The following is a 21,510-nucleotide window of genomic DNA, read 5'->3' as shown; positions in this document are numbered from 1 at the left end:
TGCCGTTCATGGCCCTGTCTTGATTAATCTGGTGACGGAGGCGCTGCCCTTGCGCCTCCGCCCCTGTTGTGCCCTGCCGGGCTCACGGGGGTTCCTGCTACCCGAGGAGTGACTCCCTCCGGCGATGGACGGTTCGTCCTGTAGTACCTGCGCCGCCCCTGTCCGACCTGAATCGCAGGCGGCGGCATCATGACCCATCCCCTGCTGCTCCTGGCAGCCGCGTTCCTGCTCATTCTCGCCAACGGCTTCTTCGTCGCCGCCGAGTTCGGCCTCGTCACGGTCGAGCGCCCGGACGCCGAGAAGGCCGCCGCCGAGGGCGACCGACGGGCCGGCACGGTCGTCGGATCGCTGAAGGAACTGTCCTTCCAGCTCTCCGGCACCCAGCTCGGCATCACCATCACCTCCCTCGTCGTCGGCATGCTCGCCGAACCGGCGCTCGCGGAGCTGCTGCGCGGTCCGTTCACCACGATCGGCGTCCCCGCGGGCGCCGTCTCCGGCGTGGCCGTCGTCGTCGGCATGCTGCTGGCCTCCGCCGTGCAGATGGTGATCGGCGAGCTGGTGCCCAAGAACTGGGCGGTGTCCAAGCCCCTCCAGGTCGCGCGCTTCGTCGCGGGCCCGCAGGCCGGCTTCTCCCGCCTCTTCCGGCCGGTGATCGCCGCGCTCAACACCGTCGCCAACCGGCTGGTGCGCGCCCTGGGCGTCGAGCCCACCGCGGAGCTGGCCTCCGCGCGCACCCCCGGTGAGCTGGTGTCCCTGGCCCGCCACTCGGCCCAGGCCGGCGCGCTCGAACAGGACACGGCCGACCTCTTCGTGCGGACGCTGTCACTGGCCGAGCTGACGGCGCAGCACGTCATGACCCCGCGCGTGAAGGTCAGTGCCCTCCAGGCGTCGGCGACCGCCGAGGACGTCGTCAACCTCACCCGCGCCACCGGCCTGTCCCGGTTCCCGGTCTACCGCGAGAGGATCGACGAAGTCGTCGGCATGGTCCACCTCAAGGACGCCCTGGCGGTCCCGGTCCACGACCGGCTGCGCACCCCGGTCGTCCGGATCGCCCGCCCGGCCCTCCAGGTTCCCGAGACGCTGCCCGTGCAGCCCCTGCTGGCCCGGCTGCGCAGCGAGCAGCCCATCGCCGTCGTCGTCGACGAGTACGGCGGCACGGCCGGAGTGGTCACCCTGGAGGACATCGTCGAGGAGATCGTCGGCGAGGTCCGCGACGAGCACGACGGCCAGGACGCCCCGGAACTGGCCGCGGCCCCGCCCGAGGAGGGCAGGCCCGCCTGGGACGTGGACGGCAGCTGCCGCGTCGACACCCTCCAGCGCATAGGGCTGGAGGTCCCCGAGGGGCCGTACGAGACGGTCGCCGGCCTGGTCGCCGACCTGCTCGGCCGCATCCCGGCCGTCGGCGACCGGGCCGAGCTGCCCGGCTGGCGGCTCTCGGTGCGCCGGATCGGCCACTACCGGGCCGAACGGGTCCGGCTGGTGCGCACCGGCCAGGTCGTGGAGGTCGCCCGGTGAGCGCCCTGCAACTGCTCTTCGCCGCGCTGCTCGTGCTGGCCAACGGGTTCTTCGTCGGCGCCGAGTTCGCCCTGGTCTCCGTGCGCCGCAGCCAGATCGAGCCCCTCGGCACCGCGCGGGCCCGCCAGGTGCTGTACGGCCTGGAGACCCTGCCGCAGATGATGGCGGCGGCCCAGTTCGGCATCACCGTCTGCTCCCTCACCCTGGGCGCGGTCGCCGAGCCCACGGTCGCCGAGCTGCTGGAGCCGCTGTTCGAGTGGATCGGCCTCCCGCAGGGGGCGATCCACCCGCTCGGCTATGTCATCGCCCTCGCGGCCGTGGTCTTCTTCCACCTCGTCATCGGCGAGATGGTGCCGAAGAACCTCGCCATGGCCGCCCCCGAGAAGGCCGCGCTGTGGCTCGGTCCCGGCCTGGTCGCCTTCGCCCGGGTCTGCCGGCCGATCACCGTGGCCCTCGGCGCCTGCGCCCAGGGCATCCTGCGGCTCTTCCACGTGGAGCCCAGGGACGAGGTCGAGGCCGTCGTCACCAGCGAGCAGATGAACCGGCTGCTGGAGGACTCCGGCGAGGCCGGCCTGCTCGACCCCGAGGAGCGCGAACGGCTGGAGGACGCGCTGGAGCTGGGCTCGCGTCCGGTGACCGACGTGCTCCTCACCCGCGAGTCGCTGGTCACGGTCAGCCCGTCGGTCACCCCGGGCGAGATCGTGGAGCTGACCGCCCGCACCGGCTACTCCCGCTTCCCGGTGGCCGCCGAGAACGGCGCCTTCATGGGCTACCTGCACGTGAAGGACGTCCTCGACGTCGAGAACTCCGAGCGGGCGGTGCCCCAGCAGGTGTGGCGCCCGATGACCAAGCTGCGCTCCGACCTGCCGCTGGACGACGCCCTGACGGTGATGCGCCGGGCGGCCACCCATCTGGCGCAGGTCGCCGACGCGTCGGGCAGGGTTCTCGGCCTGGTCGCCCTGGAGGACGTCCTGGAGCTCCTCGTGGGCGAGGTCACCGACCCGGCGCACCGGGAGGTTCCCGAGGTGCGGCTGACGGAGCCGGCGGCGCGCGGCGGAACGGAGCAGGCGCTGGCGAGCTGAGCGGGGCCGCGGGATCCGTCATCTCGCCGACGGATCCTGCGGCCCCCTCCCCGACAGCACCTCGCCGTAGGCCTGCATCAGGTCCGGCAGCCGCAGTGTCGACAAGTCGTCCCGGGTCAGTGCGCCCGGGTAGGCCGACAGGCGCAGATCCCGGTAGGCGCAGCTCTTCTCGTACAGCGTCCGCAGGAACCGCCCGTTGCCCAGCTCGTCGATCCAGCCCTGGTCGACGACGTGCCCGGCGATCGAGCGCAGCTCGTCCAGCGCCTCCTCGTCCCACCCGTCGCCGTTCTCCGCGGCCAGCACCTCGCCGATGGAGGTCAGTTCCAGGGGCCGGTAGGAGGGGAAGTCGACGCGGGTGGTGAACCGGGAGGAGAGCCCGGGGTTCGCGGCGAGCAGCCGGTCCATGCCCTCCGGGTAGCCGGCCAGGATCACCACCAGGTGGTCCCGGTTGTCCTCGGCCCGCTTCAGCAGGACCTGCAACGCCTCGTCGCCGTACGCGTCGCCCTTGCCGTAACCGGAGTTGGAGAGCGAGTAGGCCTCGTCGACGAAGAGCACGCCGCCCAGGGCCGAGTCGATCAGCTCGTTGGCCTTCACCGCCGTCTGGCCCAGGTACTCGCCCACCAGGTCGGCCCGCTGGGCCTCCACGAGGTGGTCGCCGCCCAGCAGGCCGAGAGCGTAGAAGACCCGGCCGAGGATGCGCGCCACAGTGGTCTTCCCGGTGCCCGAGGGGCCGGAGAAGACGAAGTGCCGCTTGGGCGGCTGGACCGGAAGCCCCTGCCCGGCCCGCAGCCGGGCCATGTTGAGCTGCGCCGACAGCGCCTTGACCTGGCGCTTCACCGGCTCCAGTCCCACCATGCGCTCCAGCTCGGCGAGCGCCGCCTCCAGGAGGGCGGGGTCGGTGGGCCCGGCCGGCAACGGCACGGAGGGGGCGGGGTTCGCGTTTCGCGCGACGGGCTGGGCCACCGGCGCCGGCGGGGCGGCGGGGGAGGGGTCGACCGGATCGGTGAGCCGCAGATCGCGCCCCTCGGCGCCGAACACGGGGTCGAAGCCCTCCGGCCCGTCCACCGCGTCCTGACCGAGCCCCGTGAGGGTGATCGCGGCGAGGTCGGCCGTGTCGTCGTAGCCGTCGCAGCCGTCGCCCTCGGCGATCGCGGCGAGCCGGGCCGAGGTGTCCATGAACGCGGCGTCGACCCGGTGCACCGCCCGGTACAGGGGCAGGGCGGCCGCCGACCGGCCGGTGCCCTCATGGGCCCTGGCCAGCCAGTACCGCAGTTCCTTGCGCTGCGGCTGCTCACTGCGGCAGCGCATCAGCGCCGCCGACAGCAGCGGCTCGGCCTGCCCGTACATCTCCAGGCGCACCCGGGCCATCCCGCCGAACAGCCCGGCCTCGATGCCCAGCAGGGAGTCGTCCAGCAGCGGGTCGGTGTGCCGGACCAGCTGCTCCCAGTCCTTGACGAGGTAGGCGCGGCAGGCGTGCAGGAAGCGCACCTGGTGGTCGGCGTCCACGGGCGGGAGTCCGGCGAGCGCCCGGTCCAGCTCGGGCACATGGCGGCCGTCCAGCCAGTGTGAGGCGTGGGCGAGCAGCAGGTCGCGCGGGCTCTCCAGCACGGGCTGCACCCACCAGCCCAGCCAGTACCAGGAGTTGAGGGTGCGACGGTGCCGGGTGCGCTGTTCTCCGAAGCGCTCGCGGTGGCGGAACATCCGCAGCAGGGCGGTCGTCGTGTCGACGCGCAGCGCGTGCAGCCCGAGCCAGCCGTCGGCCATCCCGGGGTCGATCCGCACCGCCGTGCGGAACTCCTCCTCCGCCTGCGGATAGGCGCCCATGGTGTAGGCGTCCACGCCTCGCAGCCAGGCCAGGTCGGCCGGGGCCTCGGGGCCCTGCGTGCCGAAGTCCATCACGTCCCCCACAAACCGTGCCCCGTCGGTCTGCCGCCGGGCCGTCGCCCGCCGGCTGCCTTGGTCGAACCGCTGTACCGCGGACCGGAGTTGCAAGGTGCGCGCAGCAGTCGTCCAGGTCGCACCGAGGGCATCGTACCCGCGCGGGAGGTGCCCGCCGTAGGGTGCCGCACAGGACGTTCCACGAGGTGGGAGCACATGGGGCGCACGGCGAAACCGTGACCCAGGGTGAGCGGAAGGCCCCGCACAGCGCCCGGAAACGGGGGCCGGGGACCGGGAGGAGGGCAGAACGAAGCCCCCGATCACGGGGGAACAACCGGGGGCTTCGCGTCTGAGAGCGGCTGCGATGCCGCACATTGAGAACGTAAGACCTGTACGGGCCGCCGGTCAAGCGCAGTTGAGGCAGTTGGCGAACTTCGAACGCAAGAGTCTTCACAGGTTCACCACATCGCGGCCGGTCCCTCACCATGAGTGACATCCGGGTGCGGACCAGGCCCTCCGCGCGGTCCCGGCAGCACCTCGTATCCCTCGGGCAACTGCCGTACCAGCGCGTCGGCGTACGGTCGCGACGGATCGGCGGCGAAGTGGCCGAGTTCGGCCGCAACCCAGCCGTCCCAGAACTCCCGCTGTTCCTCCCCGTCCCGTGATCGGCCGCGCGCCCAGGCCTGCTCCGCCGGCACGTCCATCCACAGCAGGCACGAGAGCACGGGCCGCAGGGCCCGGCGTCCGGCGCCGACCCCCTCCACGAGGACGACGGGGTCGGCGGGCAGGGTCCGCGGGGCGCCGAAGCGGCGGGCGCGCCAGTCGTAGGGGGTGTACCGCGCGCTCTCGCCGCGCTCGAAGGGCTCGATCACCTGGGCGAGCAGCCGCTCGGTCCACGCGAACAGCTGCGCGTGCGAGGCGATGTCGTCGAGGTGCAGCACCGGCGCCCCGCCCGTCGCCTCGGCCAGTGCCGCGGCGAACGTGGACTTCCCCGAGCCGGCGTGGCCGTCGACGCCGATCAGACGGACCGGCCCGCAGGCCGGCGGCAGGCGGCGGAGGCGGGAGGCGAGCTGGCGGATGGCGGGTCCAAGGGGAGAGGGGGAGCAGGGGGCAGGGAAGGAGGAACGAGGGCGCGCGGCCGGCGGGAGGGCCGGGGGCCGGTATCCGCCGGCCGGGACGGTCCGCGAGCACGTCCTGGCGGCATCCCGGCCGGGACGATCCCCGCGTCCCCCCAGATCCTACGTGCGTACGCCACACCGGTGGTTCGGTCCCACGTCCGTGGGCGTGGCCAGGGCGGCGGTGCTGGAAGGCGTGTCCGCGGCCGTTCATAGTGGGCGCACAGCCGCGCCGAGACCTCGGGGGTCCTTCCGCCCATGAGCAGAGCCGAACAGCCGTCCCGCAGGAGAGTCCTCGCCGTCACGGTCGCCGCCGCGGTGGCCGGTGCGTCGGCCCCGGCCGCGACGGCCGCCCCGGCCGCCGGCGCGGGGGACGCCGGCGACGCCGAAGCGCTCCCGGCCCGGTCCGTCGACCATCGCGCCTGGACCACGCACGCCGACTGGTCCGGCGGTGCCGCACAGGGAACCCGTGCCGTGGCAGGGGCCCGCCCCGGCGTCGTCATCGCCGCCCCGTTGGGCTCGGTCGAGTACACGGACCCGCACACCAAGGCCACCGCCGCCTGGGATTACGCGACCTGGACGTCACCGGCCCGGGCGCTCGCGGTCCCGGCCACGGAGGTGGTCGCCTCCTGGAACGCGAGCACCCCGGCCGGCACCTGGCTCCAGGTCGAGCTGAAGGGCACGTACTCCGACGGCAAGGACACCCCCTGGTACGTGATGGGCCGCTGGGCCTCCGGCGACCAGGACGTCCGGCGCACCTCGGTCGACGGCCAGAGGGACGGCCGCAGCACCGTCTGGACCGACACCCTCGCCGTCGACGACGCGGCCACGGGACTGCGGATCGCCGCCGTCAGGCTCCGGCTCACCCTGTACCGCCGCCCCGGCTCCGGAGCCACCCCCACCGTGTGGCGGCTGGACGCCATGGGCTCCGACGTACCGGACCGCTTCACCGTGCCGGCCTCCGTCCCCGGCGTCGCGCGGGAACTGATCGTGCCGCGCTACTCGCAGGAGATCCACCGGGGCCGCTACCCCGAGTACGACAGCGGCGGCGAGGCCTGGTGCAGCCCCACCTCCACGCAGATGGCCGTCGAGTACTGGGGCGGGCGGCTCACGCCCCGGCAGCTGGCCTGGGTCGACCCCTCCTACAGCGACCCTCAGGTGTGCCACGCCGCCCGGTACACGTACGACTACCAGTACGGCGGCTGCGGCAACTGGCCGTTCAACGCCGCCTACGCGGCCACCTTCACCGACCTGCGGGGCGTGGTGACCCGGCTCGGCTCCCTCACCGGCCTCGAGACGCTGATCGCCGCCGGCATCCCCGTCATGACGTCGCAGTCGTTCCTCAAGGAGGAGCTGACCGGGGCGGGTTACGGCACCTCCGGGCACCTGATGACGGTGATCGGCTTCACGGCCCGGGGCGACGTGATCGCCAACGACCCGTTCTCGGCGGACGACGCGGCGGTGCGGCGCGTGTACCGGCGGCGGGAGTTCGAGAACGTCTGGCTGAGGACCCGGCGTCACGACGCGAGCGGCAAGGTCGCCTCCGGCAGCGGAGGCGTCTGCTACGTCTGCTTCCCGGCGCGGCCCACCGCCCGCCAGTGCGAGGCCCTCGCCGCGGTGGGCATCCCCGTGTGAGCAAGGTCTCCGCCGCAAAGGTCCCGGGAGGTGGCAAGGTGGACGGATCGTGGGGGGATCCACCAGTACGTCCGACCTCAGCGAGCCGCCATGACCGCACAGACAGCCACCGCCGCCCGAGTCCGCACCGGGGGCCCCGACGCCGACGGCCCGAAGATCCTGGAGCACGTCGCGGGCTGGGTCCTCGTCGCGGTCGTCGCGATGCTGGTCACCCAGCTCGGACTGCTGTGACGGGCGTGTCCTGACGCACGGTTGACCTGACATACTGCGGACGTCCCGCCGACCGCCCGAGACCAGGGTCGACATTGAACATCAGTGAACAGCGCGAAGTCGTCCGGCCCCGGGCGCGCGGCACCGAGCGCTCACTGGCGCGCCGCGCCGAACTCATCTCCATCGGGCGGAAGTTGTTCGCCGACACGTCGTACGACGCCCTCTCGATGGACGACATCGCCCGGCAGGCGCACGTCGCCAAGGGGCTGATCTACTACTACTTCCAGTCCAAGCGCGGCTACTACCTGGCGATCATCCAGGATTCCGTCGCCGACCTGGTCGCCTTCGCGGCGAGCCGCGCGGACCTGCCCCAGGTGGACCGCGTGCACCGCACCATCGACGGCTATCTGCGCTACGCCGAGCACAACCAGGCCGCGTACCGCACGATCGTCAGCGGCGGCGTGGGCTTCGACACCGAGGTGCACGCCATCCGCGACGGCGTGCGCGCGGCGATCGTGACGACCCTCGCCGAGGGCGCGTACGGCAGCGGGGACATCCCGCCGCTGCCCCGGATGGCCCTGCTGTCCTGGGTGTGCAGCGTGGAGGGGGCCACCCTGGCGTGGATCGACCGGCCCGAACTCTCCCGCGAGGTCATGGGCGACCTGCTGGTGAAGACGCTGGGCGGCTGCCTGCGCGCCATCGAGGAGCTGGACCCCGCTTTCCCCGCCCCGGCGCCCGCCCGCCGCCCGTCGGCCACCGGACGGCCCTGACCGGTCCACCGCCGGCGGTGTCCCCGCTCGATTCCCGGCGAAGGCGCCCGCGCCCCCGAGCCGCCGCCGGTCCTCCCGCCTCACTCAGTGCATGTCGCCCAGCGGGTCCGCGGAGCCGCCGAACTGCCCCGGCCGCACCTGCGGAGCCGCCAGCCGCACCCATTCCGGGTCGTGGCGGCCCGGCAGGGTCCGGCCCCGGTCGGCCCAGACGCGCAGCAGGTCGCGGTAGATGGGCGGGTCCTGAGCGGCCGGCGGAACCGATCCTGCACCGGCTGGTTCCGGGCGCGGCGCAACGAACAACTGGCGGTGACGCCCGGGTGCAGCCGAATAGGTGGGGGCCATACCAGCGCAACGGCGACGCCGCGGGGCAGGTCACCGGCCACCGTCGTAGAGCGTGAGTTCGGGGGGTGTCCCGGCCCCCCGTTCGCTCACGCCGTGTCAGAGACGCGGGCCGCGGCGGTGCGCCCGACGCGACCCGGGGCGATCGTCCTGTCCCGACGCGACCGGCGGGCGTGACCCGTCATCCGACGAGAGCCCAACACGCCGTGTTCTCAAGGCTGCTGACGTGCTGACAGAAGCACGCCGTCCGGCAGTGGTCGGCGTCGGACACGGGCACGACCGCACCCGGTGCGCAGCACGGACCGGCCGACTGCCCTCGGGTGCGCGAGGGTTCGCCTCAGGCCGCGGCGCGGCGCATCGCCGGGACGCGCATCGGGCGCGAGCCCTGGCCGCCGACGTGCGAGAAGGGCTGCGTGCGCCAGTCCAGTCCCTGAGGGAGCGTCAGCAGCAGTGCCGTGTCCTGCTCCTGGGGTTCCGCGGACTCGTCGGCGGAGCGGGCCTCGGACGCCGCGCGTCCCGTTCCGGCGCAGACCGTGAGCCCGAACGGGTTCCACGGCGAGGCGCACAGCGCGTGCTCCGGCAGGATCTCCTCGTCCGCCAGCAGCGCGATGGGCTGCGCGCAGTCCGGGCAGATCACGCGGTACATCTCGAAGGTGTCGTAGGCGTCGAAGTGGTCGGCGTCATCGGCGTCGAAACCGTCGGCGTCGAAGGGTTCGACGCCCTCCGGCTCGGGTTCGACGACCGACTGGAGCCGCTTGGGCGCGGTGCGACCAGGGCGCTTGGGATTCTGCATGGGATTCTCCCCCTCGGACTGGGCCGTGAAGGCACTGCGGCCTCGACCACAGCAAGCACTTCCCAGCAGGTACGCGCGGTAACCACCAGGCCCTCACCAAGCCTTGACAAGAGCTGTGGCATTCGTCACATGCCCTGTGCGGTGCCGCACGCCCCACACGCCCCCGCCACATCACGAACCGGCTATGACCAGGGCTGCATACGTATACGCGGAGATCGCCCGCACGGTAGGTTCTTGCGTCATGGAGGAGCTGGACCGACAAATCGTGCAGCTGCTCGTCAAGGACGGGCGGATGAGCTACACCGATCTGGGCAAGGCCACGGGCCTGTCCACGTCCGCCGTGCACCAGAGAGTGCGCCGGCTGGAACAGCGCGGCGTCATCCGCGGGTACGCGGCCGTCGTCGATCCGGAGGCCGTCGGGCTGCCGCTGACCGCGTTCATCTCGGTGAAACCGTTCGATCCCAGCGCCCCCGACGACATCGCCGAGCGGCTGGCGGGCCTGCCCGAGATCGAGGCCTGTCACAGCGTCGCCGGGGACGAGAACTACATCCTCAAGGTGCGCGTGGCCACCCCCCACGAGCTGGAGGAGCTGCTGGGACGGCTCCGGACGCTGGCCGGGGTGTCGACGCGCACGACGGTCGCCCTGTCCACCCCGTACGAGGCCCGGCCGCCGAAGATCTGAGGGACCCCGTGCCGGGCGCCCGCCGCGAGGCGCGAGACTGTTCCCATGAGTGAGCGCGCCCCCCAGCCGAAAACCGTCCTGCTCCGCCGCGGAGAGGTCCACAGTCCCGCCGACCCGTTCGCGACCGCGATGGTGGTCGAGCGCGGCCAGGTCGCCTGGGTCGGCTCCGAGGGCGCCGCCGACGCCTTCGCGGACGGCGTGGACGAGATCGTCGACCTGGACGGCGCGCTGGTCACCCCGGCGTTCACCGACGCCCATGTGCACACCACGTCCACCGGCCTCGCGCTGACCGGCCTCGACCTGTCCGGCGCCCCCTCCCTGGCCGCCGCCCTCGCCCGCGTGCGGGACTTCGCGGCCGCCCGCCCGCTCGACAAGGTGCTCCTCGGGCACGGCTGGGACGCCTCCGGCTGGCCGGAGGGGCGTCCCCCCCGGCGCGACGAACTGGACGAGGCCACCGGTGGCCGGCCCCTGTACCTCAGCCGCATCGACGTCCACTCGGCCGTCGCCACCACCGCGCTGCTCGACCTGACGCCCGGCGTGCGCACCGCGGCCGGGCACGCCGACGGGGAGCCGCTGACCCGCGACGCGCACCACGCCGTCCGGGCCGCCGCGTTCGCAGCCGTGACGCCCGCACAGCGTACCGAGGCCCAGCGGGCCGCCCTGGCGCACGCCGCCTCCCTCGGCATCGGCTCCGTCCACGAGTGCGGCGGTCCCGAGATCTCCTCCGAGGACGACTTCACGGACCTGATGCGGCTCGCCGCCGAGGAGAGCGGCCCGCGGGTGGTCGGCTACTGGGCGGAGCAGGACGTCGACAAGGCCCGGGAGCTGGGCGCGCTCGGCGCCGCGGGGGACCTGTTCGTCGACGGCGCCCTCGGCTCCCACACCGCCTGTCTGCACGGCCCCTACGCCGACGCGGACCACACCGGAGCCGCCTACCTGGGCGCCGCCGAGGTGGCCGCGCACGTGGTGGCCTGCACCGAGACCGGACTTCAGGCCGGGTTCCACGCCATCGGCGACGCCGCCGTCGGCGCCGTCGTCGAAGGGATGCGCGCCGCTGCGGACAAGGTGGGCCTCGCCCGGATCCGCGCCGCCCGCCACCGGGTGGAGCACGCCGAGATGCTCACCCCGGAGACGATCGCCGCCTTCGCCGAACTGGGCCTCACCGCCTCCGTGCAGCCCGCCTTCGACGCGCTCTGGGGCGGCGAGGAGGGCATGTACGCCCAGCGCCTCGGCGTCGAGCGGGCCCGCACGCTGAACCCCTTCGCCGCCCTGCTGCGGACCGGTGTGCCGCTCGCCTTCGGCTCCGACAGCCCGGTCACCCCTCTCGACCCGTGGGGCACGGTCCGCGCCGCCGCCTTCCACCGCACGCCCGGGCACCGGGTCTCCGTGCGGGCCGCGTTCACCGCCCACACACGCGGCGGATGGCGGGCGATCGGCCGCGACGACGCGGGCGTCCTGGTGCCGGGCGCACCCGCCGACTACGCGGTCTGGCGGACGGACGAACTCGTCGTCCAGGCCCCCGACGACCGGGTCGCCCGCTGGTCGACCGACCCGCGCTCCGGCACCCCCGGGCTGCCCGATCTCACCCCCGGGGCCGGACTGCCGGAATGTCTGCGCACCGTGGTGGGCGGGCGGACCGTGTTCGTGCGCCCGGGCGAGTGATCTCCCGGGCCTGCGCGGCGAAGATCACCCGTCCGCAGGGCCTCGTGCCGACGGCTTCTCCTCCCCTCTGACCAGGGCGTTGACGAAAGACGCGCAGGTCGAACGGCTGTTGACAGCCGACTGCGGAAGGCCGGTAGGTTCGGCGGAGTCCACCGCCGGACGCCCCGCCGGAGAACGTCCACGCACTCGCCGCGGCGCCGCTGGGTCAGGGACGGTGCGCCGAGCCGGCGCACCGCCGCTGGCAGCCAGGCTCAGCGCCCGTGCCGCAGCGAGGGAACGTTCTGGCCGGTCGGGGAGGTGTGACCCGGGTGGGGCCCGGGCGCTCAGTAGACAACGGCTTTCGGTCGACCCGCAGCCAGCGGATCCCGGGCCGGCCCGAAGAGCGCCGGGCCCCCATCCGCAGCGGGCGTACGCCCCGCCCCGCGCGGGCAGGGGCGTACATACGAACCCAAAAGCGCGTTCTTACCCCGCTTTCGGGGACTCGACACCACCATTCGAACGTCCTGTCACGTCATCGCAGGCGGCGGCCACTATGGTGGTCCCTTGCGTACGGACTTGAAGGGGCAGCAGTGAACGACGGCGACGGGACCCGCGCGGCACAGGACCGGGGACGGCAGTTCGGTCCGCTCGGCACGGCCTTGGTGATCATTCCGACCTACAACGAGGCGGAGAACATCAAGAGCATCGTCGGCCGGGTACGCAAGGCTGTCCCGGAGGCCCACGTCCTCGTGGCCGACGACAACAGCCCGGACGGCACCGGCAAGCTCGCCGACGAACTGGCCGCCGGGGACGAGCAGGTGCAGGTGCTCCACCGCAAGGGCAAGGAGGGCCTCGGCGCCGCCTACCTAGCGGGCTTCCACTGGGGCCTGGACAACGGCTACGGCGTCCTGATCGAGATGGACGCCGACGGCTCCCACCAGCCCGAGGAGCTGCCGCGGCTGCTCACCGCGCTCAAGGGCGCCGACCTCGTCCTCGGCTCGCGCTGGGTGCCGGGCGGCCGGGTCGTGAACTGGCCCCGGTCCCGCGAGGTCATCTCCCGCGGCGGCAGCCTGTACTCCCGCCTCGCCCTCGACCTTCCGCTGCGCGACATCACCGGCGGCTACCGCGCCTTCCGCCGCGGGACCCTGGAGGGCCTCGGCCTCGACGAGGTGGCCTCGCAGGGGTACTGCTTCCAGGTCGACCTGGCCCGCCGCGCGGTCAAGGCCGGCTACCACGTGGTGGAGGTGCCCATCACCTTCGTCGAGCGCGAACTCGGCGACTCCAAGATGAGCCGCGACATCCTCGTCGAGGCGCTGTGGCGGGTCACGGCGTGGGGCGTGGGGGAGCGGGTCGGCAAGATCACCGGCCGCGGGGCCGGCAAGCCGGAGCGCCCGCGGACGGCGCCCGCCCCCGCCCACGGCGCCGCCGCGCGGACCTCGGAGTCCGGCGGCGACCCGGCGCGGGCCGAGGGAGCCGCCGGCGACGCCCCGGAACCCGAGGGCGCCGGCAGTGGGCCCGCCCGGACCGCGGACGACACCCCGGTGGCCGGGAGCGCGGACGGCGCGGCGGTCGAGCCCGCCGGTGACGCCGCCGACGTGCGGACGGAGGGCGGATCCGGCGGATCCCGGCCCGGCGGCGCGTCGCACAGCGACAGCTGATCCTGCCCTTACGCCGCTCTGAGCCGCGTCCGGGCACACTGGAGGCATGACGACTGGCTCTCCGATCCGCGCGTACCCGACCGACGCCCAGCCCCGCCGTCCCCAGCCCCGGCGCTCCCGCCTGCGGACGTTCCTGCCGCTGGGCCTTGCCGCGTGGCTGGTGCTGGAGATCTGGCTGCTGACCGTCGTCGCGGGCGCGACGAGCGGCCCGGTGGTCCTCCTGATCCTCGTCGCCGGGTTCGTGCTCGGCGGCGTCGTGATCAAGCGTGCGGGGCGGCGGGCCTTCCAGAACCTGAACGAGGCGCTCCAGCGCGGCTCGGCCCCGCGCAGCGGCGGCGGCAACGGCCTCATGATGCTCGGGGGTCTTCTGCTGATGATCCCGGGCCTCGCCTCCGACGCGATCGGCCTGCTCCTGCTGCTCCCGCCGGTCCAGAAGGCGGTCAGCGGCTTCGGGGAGCGCAAGCTGCGCGAGGCCGCCGGCACGCCGGGCACCCTCGGTGACGCGTTCCAGCAGGCCCGCATCCACCGCCCCGACGGCAAGGTGGTCCAGGGCGAGGTCATCAGGGACGAGCAGTGACCCTGAGGGCTGGTGACTCGGCTGGTGACCCGGCCCGGCTCGGCTGCCCCGGGTCTTCAGAGGCGGCAAGGGCGTCGGGCTGAGCCCTCGGGCTTGGGCGCCGGGTCCGACGGGCGGTGGGGGCCGGGCTCGGCCTCGGGCTCCGGGTGCGTGCGACCGATCCCCATGGGGGCCGGGCCTGGACGACGGCCCGGGCTGCGGGCCCGGACAGCGCCAAGACCGCGGGCGCCGTACGTGGATCACGTACGGCGCCCGCGGTCGTTGTCGTGCGCTGTGAAGCCGGCGCAGCCCCTCAGGAGCTACGCGCTTTTGCGGCTGTCGCGGGGATGTACCGCAAGGTTCATCGCCCCTGACCGCAGAACGGCCAGGCGCTCCTCGAGGACCTCTTCCAGTTCCTCGCGGGTCCGCCGCTCCATCAGCATGTCCCAGTGCGTACGCGCGGGCTTGGCCTTCTTTTCCTCAGGGCCGTCGCCGTCGACGAGAAGTGCAGGGGCTCCGCAGACCTTGCACTCCCACTCCGGCGGAATCTCCGCCTCGACCGAGAAGGGCATCTCGAACCGATGCCCCTTCTCGCATGCGTACTCCACGGCCTGGCGCGGGGCCAGGTCGATACCGCGGTCCGTCTCGTAGCTGGTCACCACGAGGCGCGTGCCGCGAAGAGCTCGCTCACTCATGAATCGTGCCTCCCGGGCTTGTCGCCCACAGGACAGGTGTGTCGCTGTCGTCGTCATCCGGTCAACGTCCGGGCGGCGGTAAAGATTCCCGATCCGAGTCCGTTACGGGTCGTGCGTCGCCGTCGTAGCCGCAGCCTTGTCAACCAGTGCAGTACCCACCGGCGCCCGGTTTGTCACATCTGAAAGGAGATGTGACCCAGCGTTTCGGCATCTTTGACGCGCAGTAACGGTACGCCTGGCAGGCCAAACGCGTACACTACCGCCCTTTCGCCTTGAGTGCTAAATCCTCTCGGGCAACGGGTTCCCCGCGTCGCGGATCGCCCGCCGTACGGGTACCCGCGCGAGCAGGACGAATCCGATCAGGAAGAAGGCGACCAGCGAGACGATCGCGTCCCGGTAGCTGCCGGTGAGCTGGTAGGTGACCCCGAACAGCAGGGGCCCGAGCCAGCTCATGCCCCGGTCGCTCATCTCGTACGCCGAGAAGTACTCGGCCTCCTTGCCGGGCGGGACGAGATGGGAGAACAGGGAGCGGGACAGGGCCTGGCTGCCGCCGAGGACCAGTCCGATGGCGGACGCGAGCAGGAAGAACCCCACCGGCGCGCCGGCCGGCAGGAAGTAGCCCGCGCCCAGGGTGAGCGTCCAGGCCGCCAGCGAGCCCAGGATCGTCCGCTTCGCGCCGTACGTCCGGGCCAGCCGCCCCATGCCCAGTGCGCCCGCGACCGCCAGCACCTGCACCAGCAGGACGGCGCCGATCAGCGTGGACTGCCCGAGGCCCAGCTCCTCGGAGCCGTAGACCGAGGCCTGGGAGATCACCGTCTGGATGCCGTCGTTGTAGACGAGATAGGCCAGGAGGAACGAGAGGGTCAGTGGATGGCGGCGCATGTCGCGCACCGTCGCGGCGAGCTGCCGCAGCCTCGGCGCCGTCGCCTCGGCCCGCGCGGAGGCGGGCGGACGGTCGCGCAGCCGCAGCAGCGGGATCAGCGTGAAACCGCCCCACCACAGTCCGGCCGAGGCCAGGCAGATGCGGACGGCCGTGGACTCCGAGACGCCGAAGGAGCCGTGCGCGAGGTAGAGGACCAGGTCCACGACGAGGACCAGCGACCCGGCCGCGTAGCCGAAGGCCCAGCCTCGGGAGGAGACGGCGTCGCGTTCCTGCGGCGGGGCGATCTGCGGCAGATAGGAGTTGTAGAGCATCATCGCCACCGACTGGGCCGCGTTGGCCACGATCAGCAGCGCCCCGCCCAGCAGATACCGGTCGCCGCCGAGGAGGAACATCGCGGTCGTCGCCGCGGCGCCCGTGTAGGCGGCCGCGCCGAGCAGCGGCTTCTTGCGGCCGGTGCGGTCGGCGGCCGCACCCACCAGCGGCATCACGACGACGGCCACGATCACCGACAGGGACACCGAGTAGGCGAAGAAGGATCCCGCCCGGACGGGAACGCCCAGGGGGTGCACGTATCCGTCCGCATCCGCCGCAGCCTTGGCCACCGAGGTCAGGTACGGGCCCAGGAACACCGTGAGCACGCTCGTCGAGTAGACGGAGCAGGCCCAGTCGTAGAAGTACCAGCCGCGCTGCTCGCGCCGCCGCCCGTCGGCCTCTTCGCCGGACGTCGCCGTCCGCACGGTCTCGATGCCCACCCGCGCCCTCGCTTCCCGGTGCCGGAGCCGCGTGCGGGCGGTGGGCCCGAGGTCAGACCCAGACGCCCCGGTCCTCCATGACCTTGCGCAACGCGTCGATGTGATCGGTCATGATGCCATCGACCCCCAGGTCCAGGAGCCGGTGCATCCGATCCGGATCGTTGACCGTCCACACGTGCACCTGGAGCCCGCGCGCGTGCGCCGCGCGCACGAAGCGGCGGTCCACCACGGGGATGCCCGACTGGACCTCGGGCACCTGCGCGGCGACCGCCGAGCGGCGCGGCCACACGGGCAGGCCCCAGGACCGCAGCCGCAGGTCGAGAACGCCCCTGGTGCCGAACGACGTCGCCAGTCGCGGGCCGGCCAGCCGCTGGGCCCGCGCGACGCGCGCCTCCGAGAACGAGCCGACGCAGACGCGGTCCCACGCCCGCGCGCGGCCGATCAGGTCGAGCAGAGGGTGCAGGGCGGGTTCCGCCTTGAGGTCGACGTTCCACCGCACCTCGGGGAACGTCTCCAGGAGCTCCTCGAAGAGCGGCACGGGCTCCCGGCCCCCCACGCGCGCGTGGCTCACCTGCGACCACGGCAGGTCGGCGATACGGCCCGCGCCGTCGGTGACCCGGTCCAGCGTGGTGTCGTGGAAGGCCACCAGCCTGCCGTCACGCGTGGTGTGCACGTCCGTCTCGATGTAGCGGTACCCCGTCTGCACCGCACGCCGGAACTGCGCCACGGTGTTCTCCCGCCCGGCCCCGGCCCCGCCGCGGTGCGCGAACGGGATGGGCCCCGGATGGTCGAGGTAGGGATGGCGTTCGAGGCTGGTCACGGTCGCAGTATCGCTCCCCGCGGTGTCCCGCCGGCAACGACCGCGCTGCCGCCCGCCGCCGCGGGAAGGGCGAAGACGCGCAGGAAGAACTGGGCGAGCGGTCCGATCGTCACCGCGTACAGCAGCGTGCCGACGCCGATCGTGCCGCCGAGGGCGAAACCGGTGGCCACCACGGCCACCTCCACAGACGTCCGCATCAGGCGGACCGAACGGCCCGTCCGCCGGTGCAGACCGGTCATCAGCCCGTCCCGCGGGCCCGGCCCGAAGCCGGCCGCGATGTACAGGCCCGTGGCCACGCCGTTGAGGACGAGACCGGCCACCAGCAGCGGCGCCTGCGCGGCCATCGTGCGCGCCTCCGGGACGCACGCGAGGGTGGCGTCCATCGCGAGCCCGACGACGAACACGTTGGAGACCGTGCCGAGCCCCGGCCGCTGACGCAGCGGGATCCACAGCAGCAGCACCGCCGCGCCCACGCCGATCGACACGACGCCGATCGACAGGCCGGTCAGCTCGGCCAGGCCCTGGTGCAGCACATTCCACGGTTCCAGGCCGAGGCCCGCCTGCACGAGCAGGGCGGAGCTGGCGCCGTAGAGGGCGAGCCCCGCGTAGAGCTGGAGCAGCCTGCGGACGACGCGGCCCTTCGGTTCCCGCGAGGACCGCTCCTGCGGTGACGGCTCGGACAAGGGGTCCCCCTGGTGGTGGCAGTGGCCTGACTCGTGACACTCTGTGGCGTGGAAGCGCACCGCATCCATGGCCAATTCGGGGAAGGTGGACTGGTAGACATGGCGCAGTGGACCTCTGCGGTGGGAGCCGCGCAGCTCGCCCGGCTCCTGAAGTCCCAGCAGGACCGTCCGGCCGGGCCCGGTGCCCGCCGCCCGCCCGCCTACCGCGCGCTCGCCGACGGCGTCCGGCTGCTGGTGCTGGAGGGCCGCGTCCCCGTCGCGGCCCGGCTGCCCGCCGAGCGGGAACTGGCCCTCGCCCTCTCCGTGAGCCGTACGACCGTCGCCGCCGCCTACGAGGCGCTGCGCGCCGAGGGCTTCCTGGAGTCCCGGCGCGGCGCGGGCAGCTGGACGGCCGTGCCCGCGGGCAACCCCGTCCCGGCCCGCGGCCTGGAACCGCTGCCCCCCGAGTCCCTGGGGTCCGTGATCGACCTGGGCTGCGCGGCCCTGCCCGCCCCCGAACCCTGGCTCACCCGGGCCGTGCAGGGCGCACTGGAGGAACTGCCCCCTTACGCCCACACGCACGGCGACTATCCGGCGGGCCTGCCCGCGCTGCGTGCGATGATCGCCGACCGCTACAGCGCGCGCGGGATCCCGACGATGCCCGAGCAGATCATGGTCACCACCGGCGCCATGGGGGCCATCGACGCCATCTGCCACCTCTTCGGCGGACGGGGCGAGCGCATCGCCGTCGAGTCGCCCTCCTACGCCAACATCCTTCAGCTCATGCGCGAGGCGGGCGCCCGGCTGGTGCCCGTGGCGATGGCGGACGGCCTGGCCGGCTGGGACATGGACCGGTGGCGCCAGGTCCTGCGCGACGCCGCGCCGCGCATCGCCTACGTCGTCGCCGACTTCCACAACCCGACCGGCGCGCTCGCCGACGACGACCAGCGGCGCCGGCTGGTGGAGGCGGCCCGCTCGGCCGGCACGGTGCTGGTCGCCGACGAGACCATGAGCGAACTGTGGCTCGACGACGTGGCGATGCCGCGCCCGGTGTGCGGCTTCGACCCCGGCGGCTCGACCGTGATCACGGTCGGTTCCGCGAGCAAGGCCTTCTGGGCCGGCATGCGCATCGGGTGGGTACGGGCCGCTCCGGACGTCATCCGCAGCCTGGTGGCCGCCCGCGCCTACGCCGACCTGGGCACCCCGGTGCTGGAGCAGCTGGCGGTGAACTGGCTGTTCAGCACCGGGGGCTGGGAGCAGGCCGTGGAGCTGCGCCGCCGCCAGGCCCGCGGCAACCGGGACGACCTGGTCACCGCCGTGCGCCGAGAGCTGCCGGAGTGGGAGTTCACCGTCCCCGAGGGCGGCTTGACCCTGTGGGTGCGGGCCGGCGGACTGTCCGGGTCCCGGCTCGCCGAGGCCGGGGAGCGCGTCGGGCTGCGGGTCCCCTCCGGCCCGCGGTTCGGGGTCGACGGCGCCTTCGAGGGGTACGTCCGGCTGCCGTTCACCGTGGGCGGCGCCGTCGCGGACGAAGCGGCCACGCGCCTGGCCGCCGCCGCGCGGATCGTGGAGAGCGGGGGCGCGGCGGGCGGCGAGGGACCGCGCACCTTCGTGGCGTAGCCAGCGGCCGCGGGAGGTGCGGGGGCCGGGGGACTAAGAAGACGGAGCGGCCGGGGCGGGCCGGCGGACGGCGGGCCCTCCGGCCCGGCCCGGGGGACGGGACGCGGGCCGGGCCGGGCCGGGGGATGGGATCGGTGCGGTGCGCGGGCGAGCCGGCTGGGGCGCGGTCGCCCCCGGTCCGGCCGGCCGGCGTTCGGCCGCCCCGCTACTCCGCGGCGGCCGGCTCCGCCACGGCCGCTTCCGGCACCGCCGGCTCCAGGACGGGCCGCTCCAGAAGCGCCGTTTCCGGGGCGGCCGTCCGCGCGGGCCCGGCCGTCAGCGCGGCCACCGGCTGCGGAGCCGTGGCGGGCGGCGCCGGAGACGGCGGGGTGGCGGGCGGGGTGCTGGGCGGCGGGGGTGCGGTCTTCGTGACGATGATCTTCGGGACGGCGGTTCCGACCGGCGCCGGCGTCGGAGCCCCGCCGCTCCACCCGTCGTCGGACGCCTGGACGTCGTCCGGACGTTTCGGGGTCTCCGGGTTCTCCGGGGCGCCCGTGTCCTCCCGGCCGTCCGGCGTGGTCTGGGTGTCGTCGGCCGTCTCGGCGCCGGAAGCGGTGGCCGCTTCGGCCGGGGCGTCCGTCTCGACGGGAGCCTCCGTGCCGGACGCCGTCCCGGCGTCGGCCGGTGCGGTGCGCGGCGGGAGGAGGTCCAGCACGGCCTGTCGGTGCGCGTCGCTCGTCGCGTCGTCGTACGGGTCCGGTGTGGCCGGGACCTGGAGGCGGTGGACCGGCGCGGAGCCCAGCCGGGCGTAGCCGCGACCCGGCGGGAGGTCGTCGACCGGGGTGGTGTGCGGGGGTGCTCCGAGCACCGCCGTCAGCTGTTGCGCCGGGGCGGGGCCGAGGGTGACCCGCGCGCGGGTGTGCTGGCACACCGCGTCGCTCAGGGAGTCCAGGGCGTCGAACTGCTCGGCCACGACCACGGTCACGGCTGCGGCGCGGCCGTGCCGCAGCGGGACCTGGAGGAGGGACTGCGGATCCTTGCGGCCCTCGGCCTCGGCCAGGTGGGTGAAGGCGGTGGGCCGGTCCAGGAGGATCCACAGCGGGCGTTTGGCGTCCTGCGGCGCCGGATGCCCCGCCTGGCGGGCCTCGTTCGCCGCGAGGAGCCTGCGCTCGGTCTCGCCGGTCGCCCACTCCAGCGCGGCCAGTGCGCCGTCGAGTCCGATCTCGACGCCCAGCACGCCCTCGCGGCCGGCCAGGCAGGCGTACTCGCCCGTCCCGCCGCCCTCGACGATCAGCACGTCGCCGTGGCGGAGGGCCTGGAGGGCGATGGAGCGCAGGAGGGTCGAGGTGCCGCTGCCCGGCTGGCCGACCGCCAGCAGGTGCGGCTCGGTGGAGCGGATACCGGTGCGCCACACGACCGGCGGGACGTCGCGGTGGTCCGCGCCGAAGGCGAGCGGGAGGGTGCGCTGCACCCGGGAGGGGTCCGTGAAGCCCAGGACCGTCTCGCCCGGCGCGGAGACGAAGCGCTGGGCCGCGATATCGGTGGGCAGGGGGGACAGGACGCTGACCGTGAGTTCGTTGCCCTCCTCGTCCCAGACGAAGAGGTACTCGCGGCCGCGGCCGGACTTCGCGGCGAGCAACTGCTCGATCCGCGCGCGGGAGGCGGCCTCGCCGTCCGGGAAGTAGGCCGGATAGCGGATCACCAGGTGGGCCACGCGGCCCGAGTCGTCGAACTCCTGGGTGGGGAAGACCGTCTCCCAGTCGCCGCCGTGGACGTAGAGGGGAGACGGGTCTTCGGCCGTCGAGAAGTACGGGACGAGGGCCTCGTACAGCACCTGGAGTCGCTGGATCTGCGATTCGTCAGGGCCTTCGGGAGCCGGTGGGGTGCGGTCCCTGCCCTGCCAGGCCGCCGCCGACGTCAGGGTGACGGCGGCGAGCAGCGGGCCGTACGGCACGAGCACCACGACCAGGATCACCGAGGCCGCCAGGAACAGCAGCGGACCGCGTCTGTCCCTGGGGGTCTCGGTCCATCTGCGCCGTCCGGCCGAGGCCAGCCGGCGCAGTCCGCGGGTCGTCGTGATCAGCGGATGGAGGACATCGGTGGCACTGTCGGCCGCCGTCCGGGCCAGCTCCCGGCTCCGGGCGATCTGTGCGCTGCCTGTGCTCAGGATGCGGGGGAGGGGGCGCCGGGCCACTTCTGTCTCCTGGAGGTGCGTGCGGACGGGACGT

Annotated in this window: 18 protein-coding genes and 1 pseudogene; 10 read left to right on the top strand and 9 right to left on the bottom strand. The window is 73.8% G+C overall.

Going from position 1 to position 21,510, the window contains the following annotated elements; translation table 11 throughout:
* Positions 1-189 precede the first annotated feature (189 nt).
* The gene (locus ACGFSH_RS21630) at positions 190-1,515 is read left to right on the top strand and encodes a hemolysin family protein (RefSeq protein ID WP_393350981.1); all 1,326 of its coding nucleotides are present in this window, start codon (positions 190-192) and stop codon (positions 1,513-1,515) included.
* Positions 1,512-2,597 carry a hemolysin family protein gene (locus tag ACGFSH_RS21625; protein ID WP_393350979.1) on the top strand — a complete coding sequence of 362 codons (1,086 nt, stop codon included), beginning with the start codon at positions 1,512-1,514 and terminating at the stop codon, positions 2,595-2,597. Before ACGFSH_RS21630 ends, ACGFSH_RS21625 begins: the two co-directional genes overlap by 4 nt.
* A gap of 18 nt (positions 2,598-2,615) precedes the next feature.
* On the opposite strand, the gene ACGFSH_RS21620 is transcribed toward ACGFSH_RS21625, so the two are convergent.
* Together ACGFSH_RS21620 and ACGFSH_RS21615 are read right to left on the bottom strand one after the other, a co-directional pair.
* Entirely contained in the window at positions 2,616-4,493 is a 1,878-nt protein-coding gene (locus ACGFSH_RS21620; protein WP_393350977.1) for an AAA family ATPase, read from the bottom strand.
* A gap of 440 nt (positions 4,494-4,933) precedes the next feature.
* Positions 4,934-5,554: a uridine kinase gene (locus tag ACGFSH_RS21615; protein WP_393351624.1), complete on the bottom strand. Its 621-nt coding sequence runs from the start codon at positions 5,552-5,554 to the stop codon at positions 4,934-4,936.
* A gap of 294 nt (positions 5,555-5,848) precedes the next feature.
* Between ACGFSH_RS21615 and ACGFSH_RS21610 the strand changes: the two genes are divergently transcribed.
* From ACGFSH_RS21610 to ACGFSH_RS21600, 3 genes are all read left to right on the top strand, one after another.
* Positions 5,849-7,225, top strand: a complete 1,377-nt coding sequence (locus tag ACGFSH_RS21610) for a peptidase C39 family protein (protein WP_393350975.1) — start codon at positions 5,849-5,851, stop codon at positions 7,223-7,225.
* A gap of 90 nt (positions 7,226-7,315) precedes the next feature.
* Entirely contained in the window at positions 7,316-7,456 is a 141-nt protein-coding gene (locus tag ACGFSH_RS21605) for an SCO1431 family membrane protein (protein ID WP_329407820.1), read from the top strand.
* A 74-nt stretch (positions 7,457-7,530) separates the two neighbouring features.
* Complete coding sequence (locus ACGFSH_RS21600) at positions 7,531-8,205, top strand: TetR/AcrR family transcriptional regulator (protein ID WP_393350972.1); 675 nt, start codon at positions 7,531-7,533, stop codon at positions 8,203-8,205.
* Between the two features lie 84 nt (positions 8,206-8,289).
* Here the strand turns inward: ACGFSH_RS21600 and ACGFSH_RS21595 are convergent, their stop codons facing one another.
* Positions 8,290-8,505 carry a hypothetical protein gene (locus ACGFSH_RS21595; protein WP_393350970.1) on the bottom strand — a complete coding sequence of 72 codons (216 nt, stop codon included), beginning with the start codon at positions 8,503-8,505 and terminating at the stop codon, positions 8,290-8,292.
* Between the two features lie 376 nt (positions 8,506-8,881).
* The gene (locus ACGFSH_RS21590) at positions 8,882-9,337 is read right to left on the bottom strand and encodes a hypothetical protein (RefSeq protein WP_329407814.1); all 456 of its coding nucleotides are present in this window, start codon (positions 9,335-9,337) and stop codon (positions 8,882-8,884) included.
* Between the two features lie 241 nt (positions 9,338-9,578).
* Here ACGFSH_RS21590 and ACGFSH_RS21585 point away from each other — a divergent pair, with 241 nt between their 5' ends.
* From ACGFSH_RS21585 to fxsA, 4 genes and pseudogenes are all read left to right on the top strand, one after another.
* Positions 9,579-10,019: an Lrp/AsnC family transcriptional regulator gene (locus ACGFSH_RS21585; RefSeq protein WP_393351622.1), complete on the top strand. Its 441-nt coding sequence runs from the start codon at positions 9,579-9,581 to the stop codon at positions 10,017-10,019.
* A gap of 45 nt (positions 10,020-10,064) precedes the next feature.
* Complete coding sequence (locus ACGFSH_RS21580; RefSeq protein WP_393350966.1) at positions 10,065-11,681, top strand: amidohydrolase; 1,617 nt, start codon at positions 10,065-10,067, stop codon at positions 11,679-11,681.
* A 569-nt stretch (positions 11,682-12,250) separates the two neighbouring features.
* A pseudogene (locus ACGFSH_RS21575) lies at positions 12,251-13,054 on the top strand (polyprenol monophosphomannose synthase); the annotation flags it as partial.
* A 310-nt stretch (positions 13,055-13,364) separates the two neighbouring features.
* Positions 13,365-13,895, top strand: a complete 531-nt coding sequence (gene fxsA / locus ACGFSH_RS21570; protein ID WP_393350963.1) for an FxsA family membrane protein — start codon at positions 13,365-13,367, stop codon at positions 13,893-13,895.
* Positions 13,896-14,194: 299 nt separating this feature from the next.
* On the opposite strand, the gene ACGFSH_RS21565 is transcribed toward fxsA, so the two are convergent.
* The 4 genes from ACGFSH_RS21565 to ACGFSH_RS21550 form a co-directional block, all read right to left on the bottom strand.
* Complete coding sequence (locus tag ACGFSH_RS21565) at positions 14,195-14,569, bottom strand: RNA polymerase-binding protein RbpA (protein WP_020128921.1); 375 nt, start codon at positions 14,567-14,569, stop codon at positions 14,195-14,197.
* Positions 14,570-14,848: 279 nt separating this feature from the next.
* The gene (locus ACGFSH_RS21560; protein ID WP_393350960.1) at positions 14,849-16,204 is read right to left on the bottom strand and encodes an MFS transporter; all 1,356 of its coding nucleotides are present in this window, start codon (positions 16,202-16,204) and stop codon (positions 14,849-14,851) included.
* 52 nt (positions 16,205-16,256) lie between these two features.
* Positions 16,257-17,024 carry a glycerophosphodiester phosphodiesterase gene (locus ACGFSH_RS21555; RefSeq protein ID WP_393350958.1) on the bottom strand — a complete coding sequence of 256 codons (768 nt, stop codon included), beginning with the start codon at positions 17,022-17,024 and terminating at the stop codon, positions 16,257-16,259.
* Positions 17,021-17,707 (bottom strand): YitT family protein, encoded by a 687-nt coding sequence (locus tag ACGFSH_RS21550; RefSeq protein WP_393350956.1) that lies wholly within the window; start codon positions 17,705-17,707, stop codon positions 17,021-17,023. The genes ACGFSH_RS21555 and ACGFSH_RS21550 overlap by 4 nt, the downstream gene beginning before the upstream one ends.
* 99 nt (positions 17,708-17,806) lie before the next feature.
* On the opposite strand from ACGFSH_RS21550, the gene ACGFSH_RS21545 reads away from it, so the two are divergent.
* Complete coding sequence (locus ACGFSH_RS21545; RefSeq protein WP_393350954.1) at positions 17,807-19,303, top strand: PLP-dependent aminotransferase family protein; 1,497 nt, start codon at positions 17,807-17,809, stop codon at positions 19,301-19,303.
* Between the two features lie 205 nt (positions 19,304-19,508).
* Here the strand turns inward: ACGFSH_RS21545 and ACGFSH_RS21540 are convergent, their stop codons facing one another.
* The gene (locus ACGFSH_RS21540) at positions 19,509-21,476 is read right to left on the bottom strand and encodes a hypothetical protein (protein WP_393350951.1); all 1,968 of its coding nucleotides are present in this window, start codon (positions 21,474-21,476) and stop codon (positions 19,509-19,511) included.
* Between the last annotated feature and the right edge of the window lie 34 nt (positions 21,477-21,510).

The organism is Streptomyces sp. NPDC048481 (genome assembly GCF_043200075.1).
Classification (GTDB): Bacteria; Actinomycetota; Actinomycetes; order Streptomycetales; family Streptomycetaceae; genus Streptomyces.
Note: the sequence above shows the minus strand (reverse complement) of the source record. Positions and strands in the feature narration are given on the sequence as shown.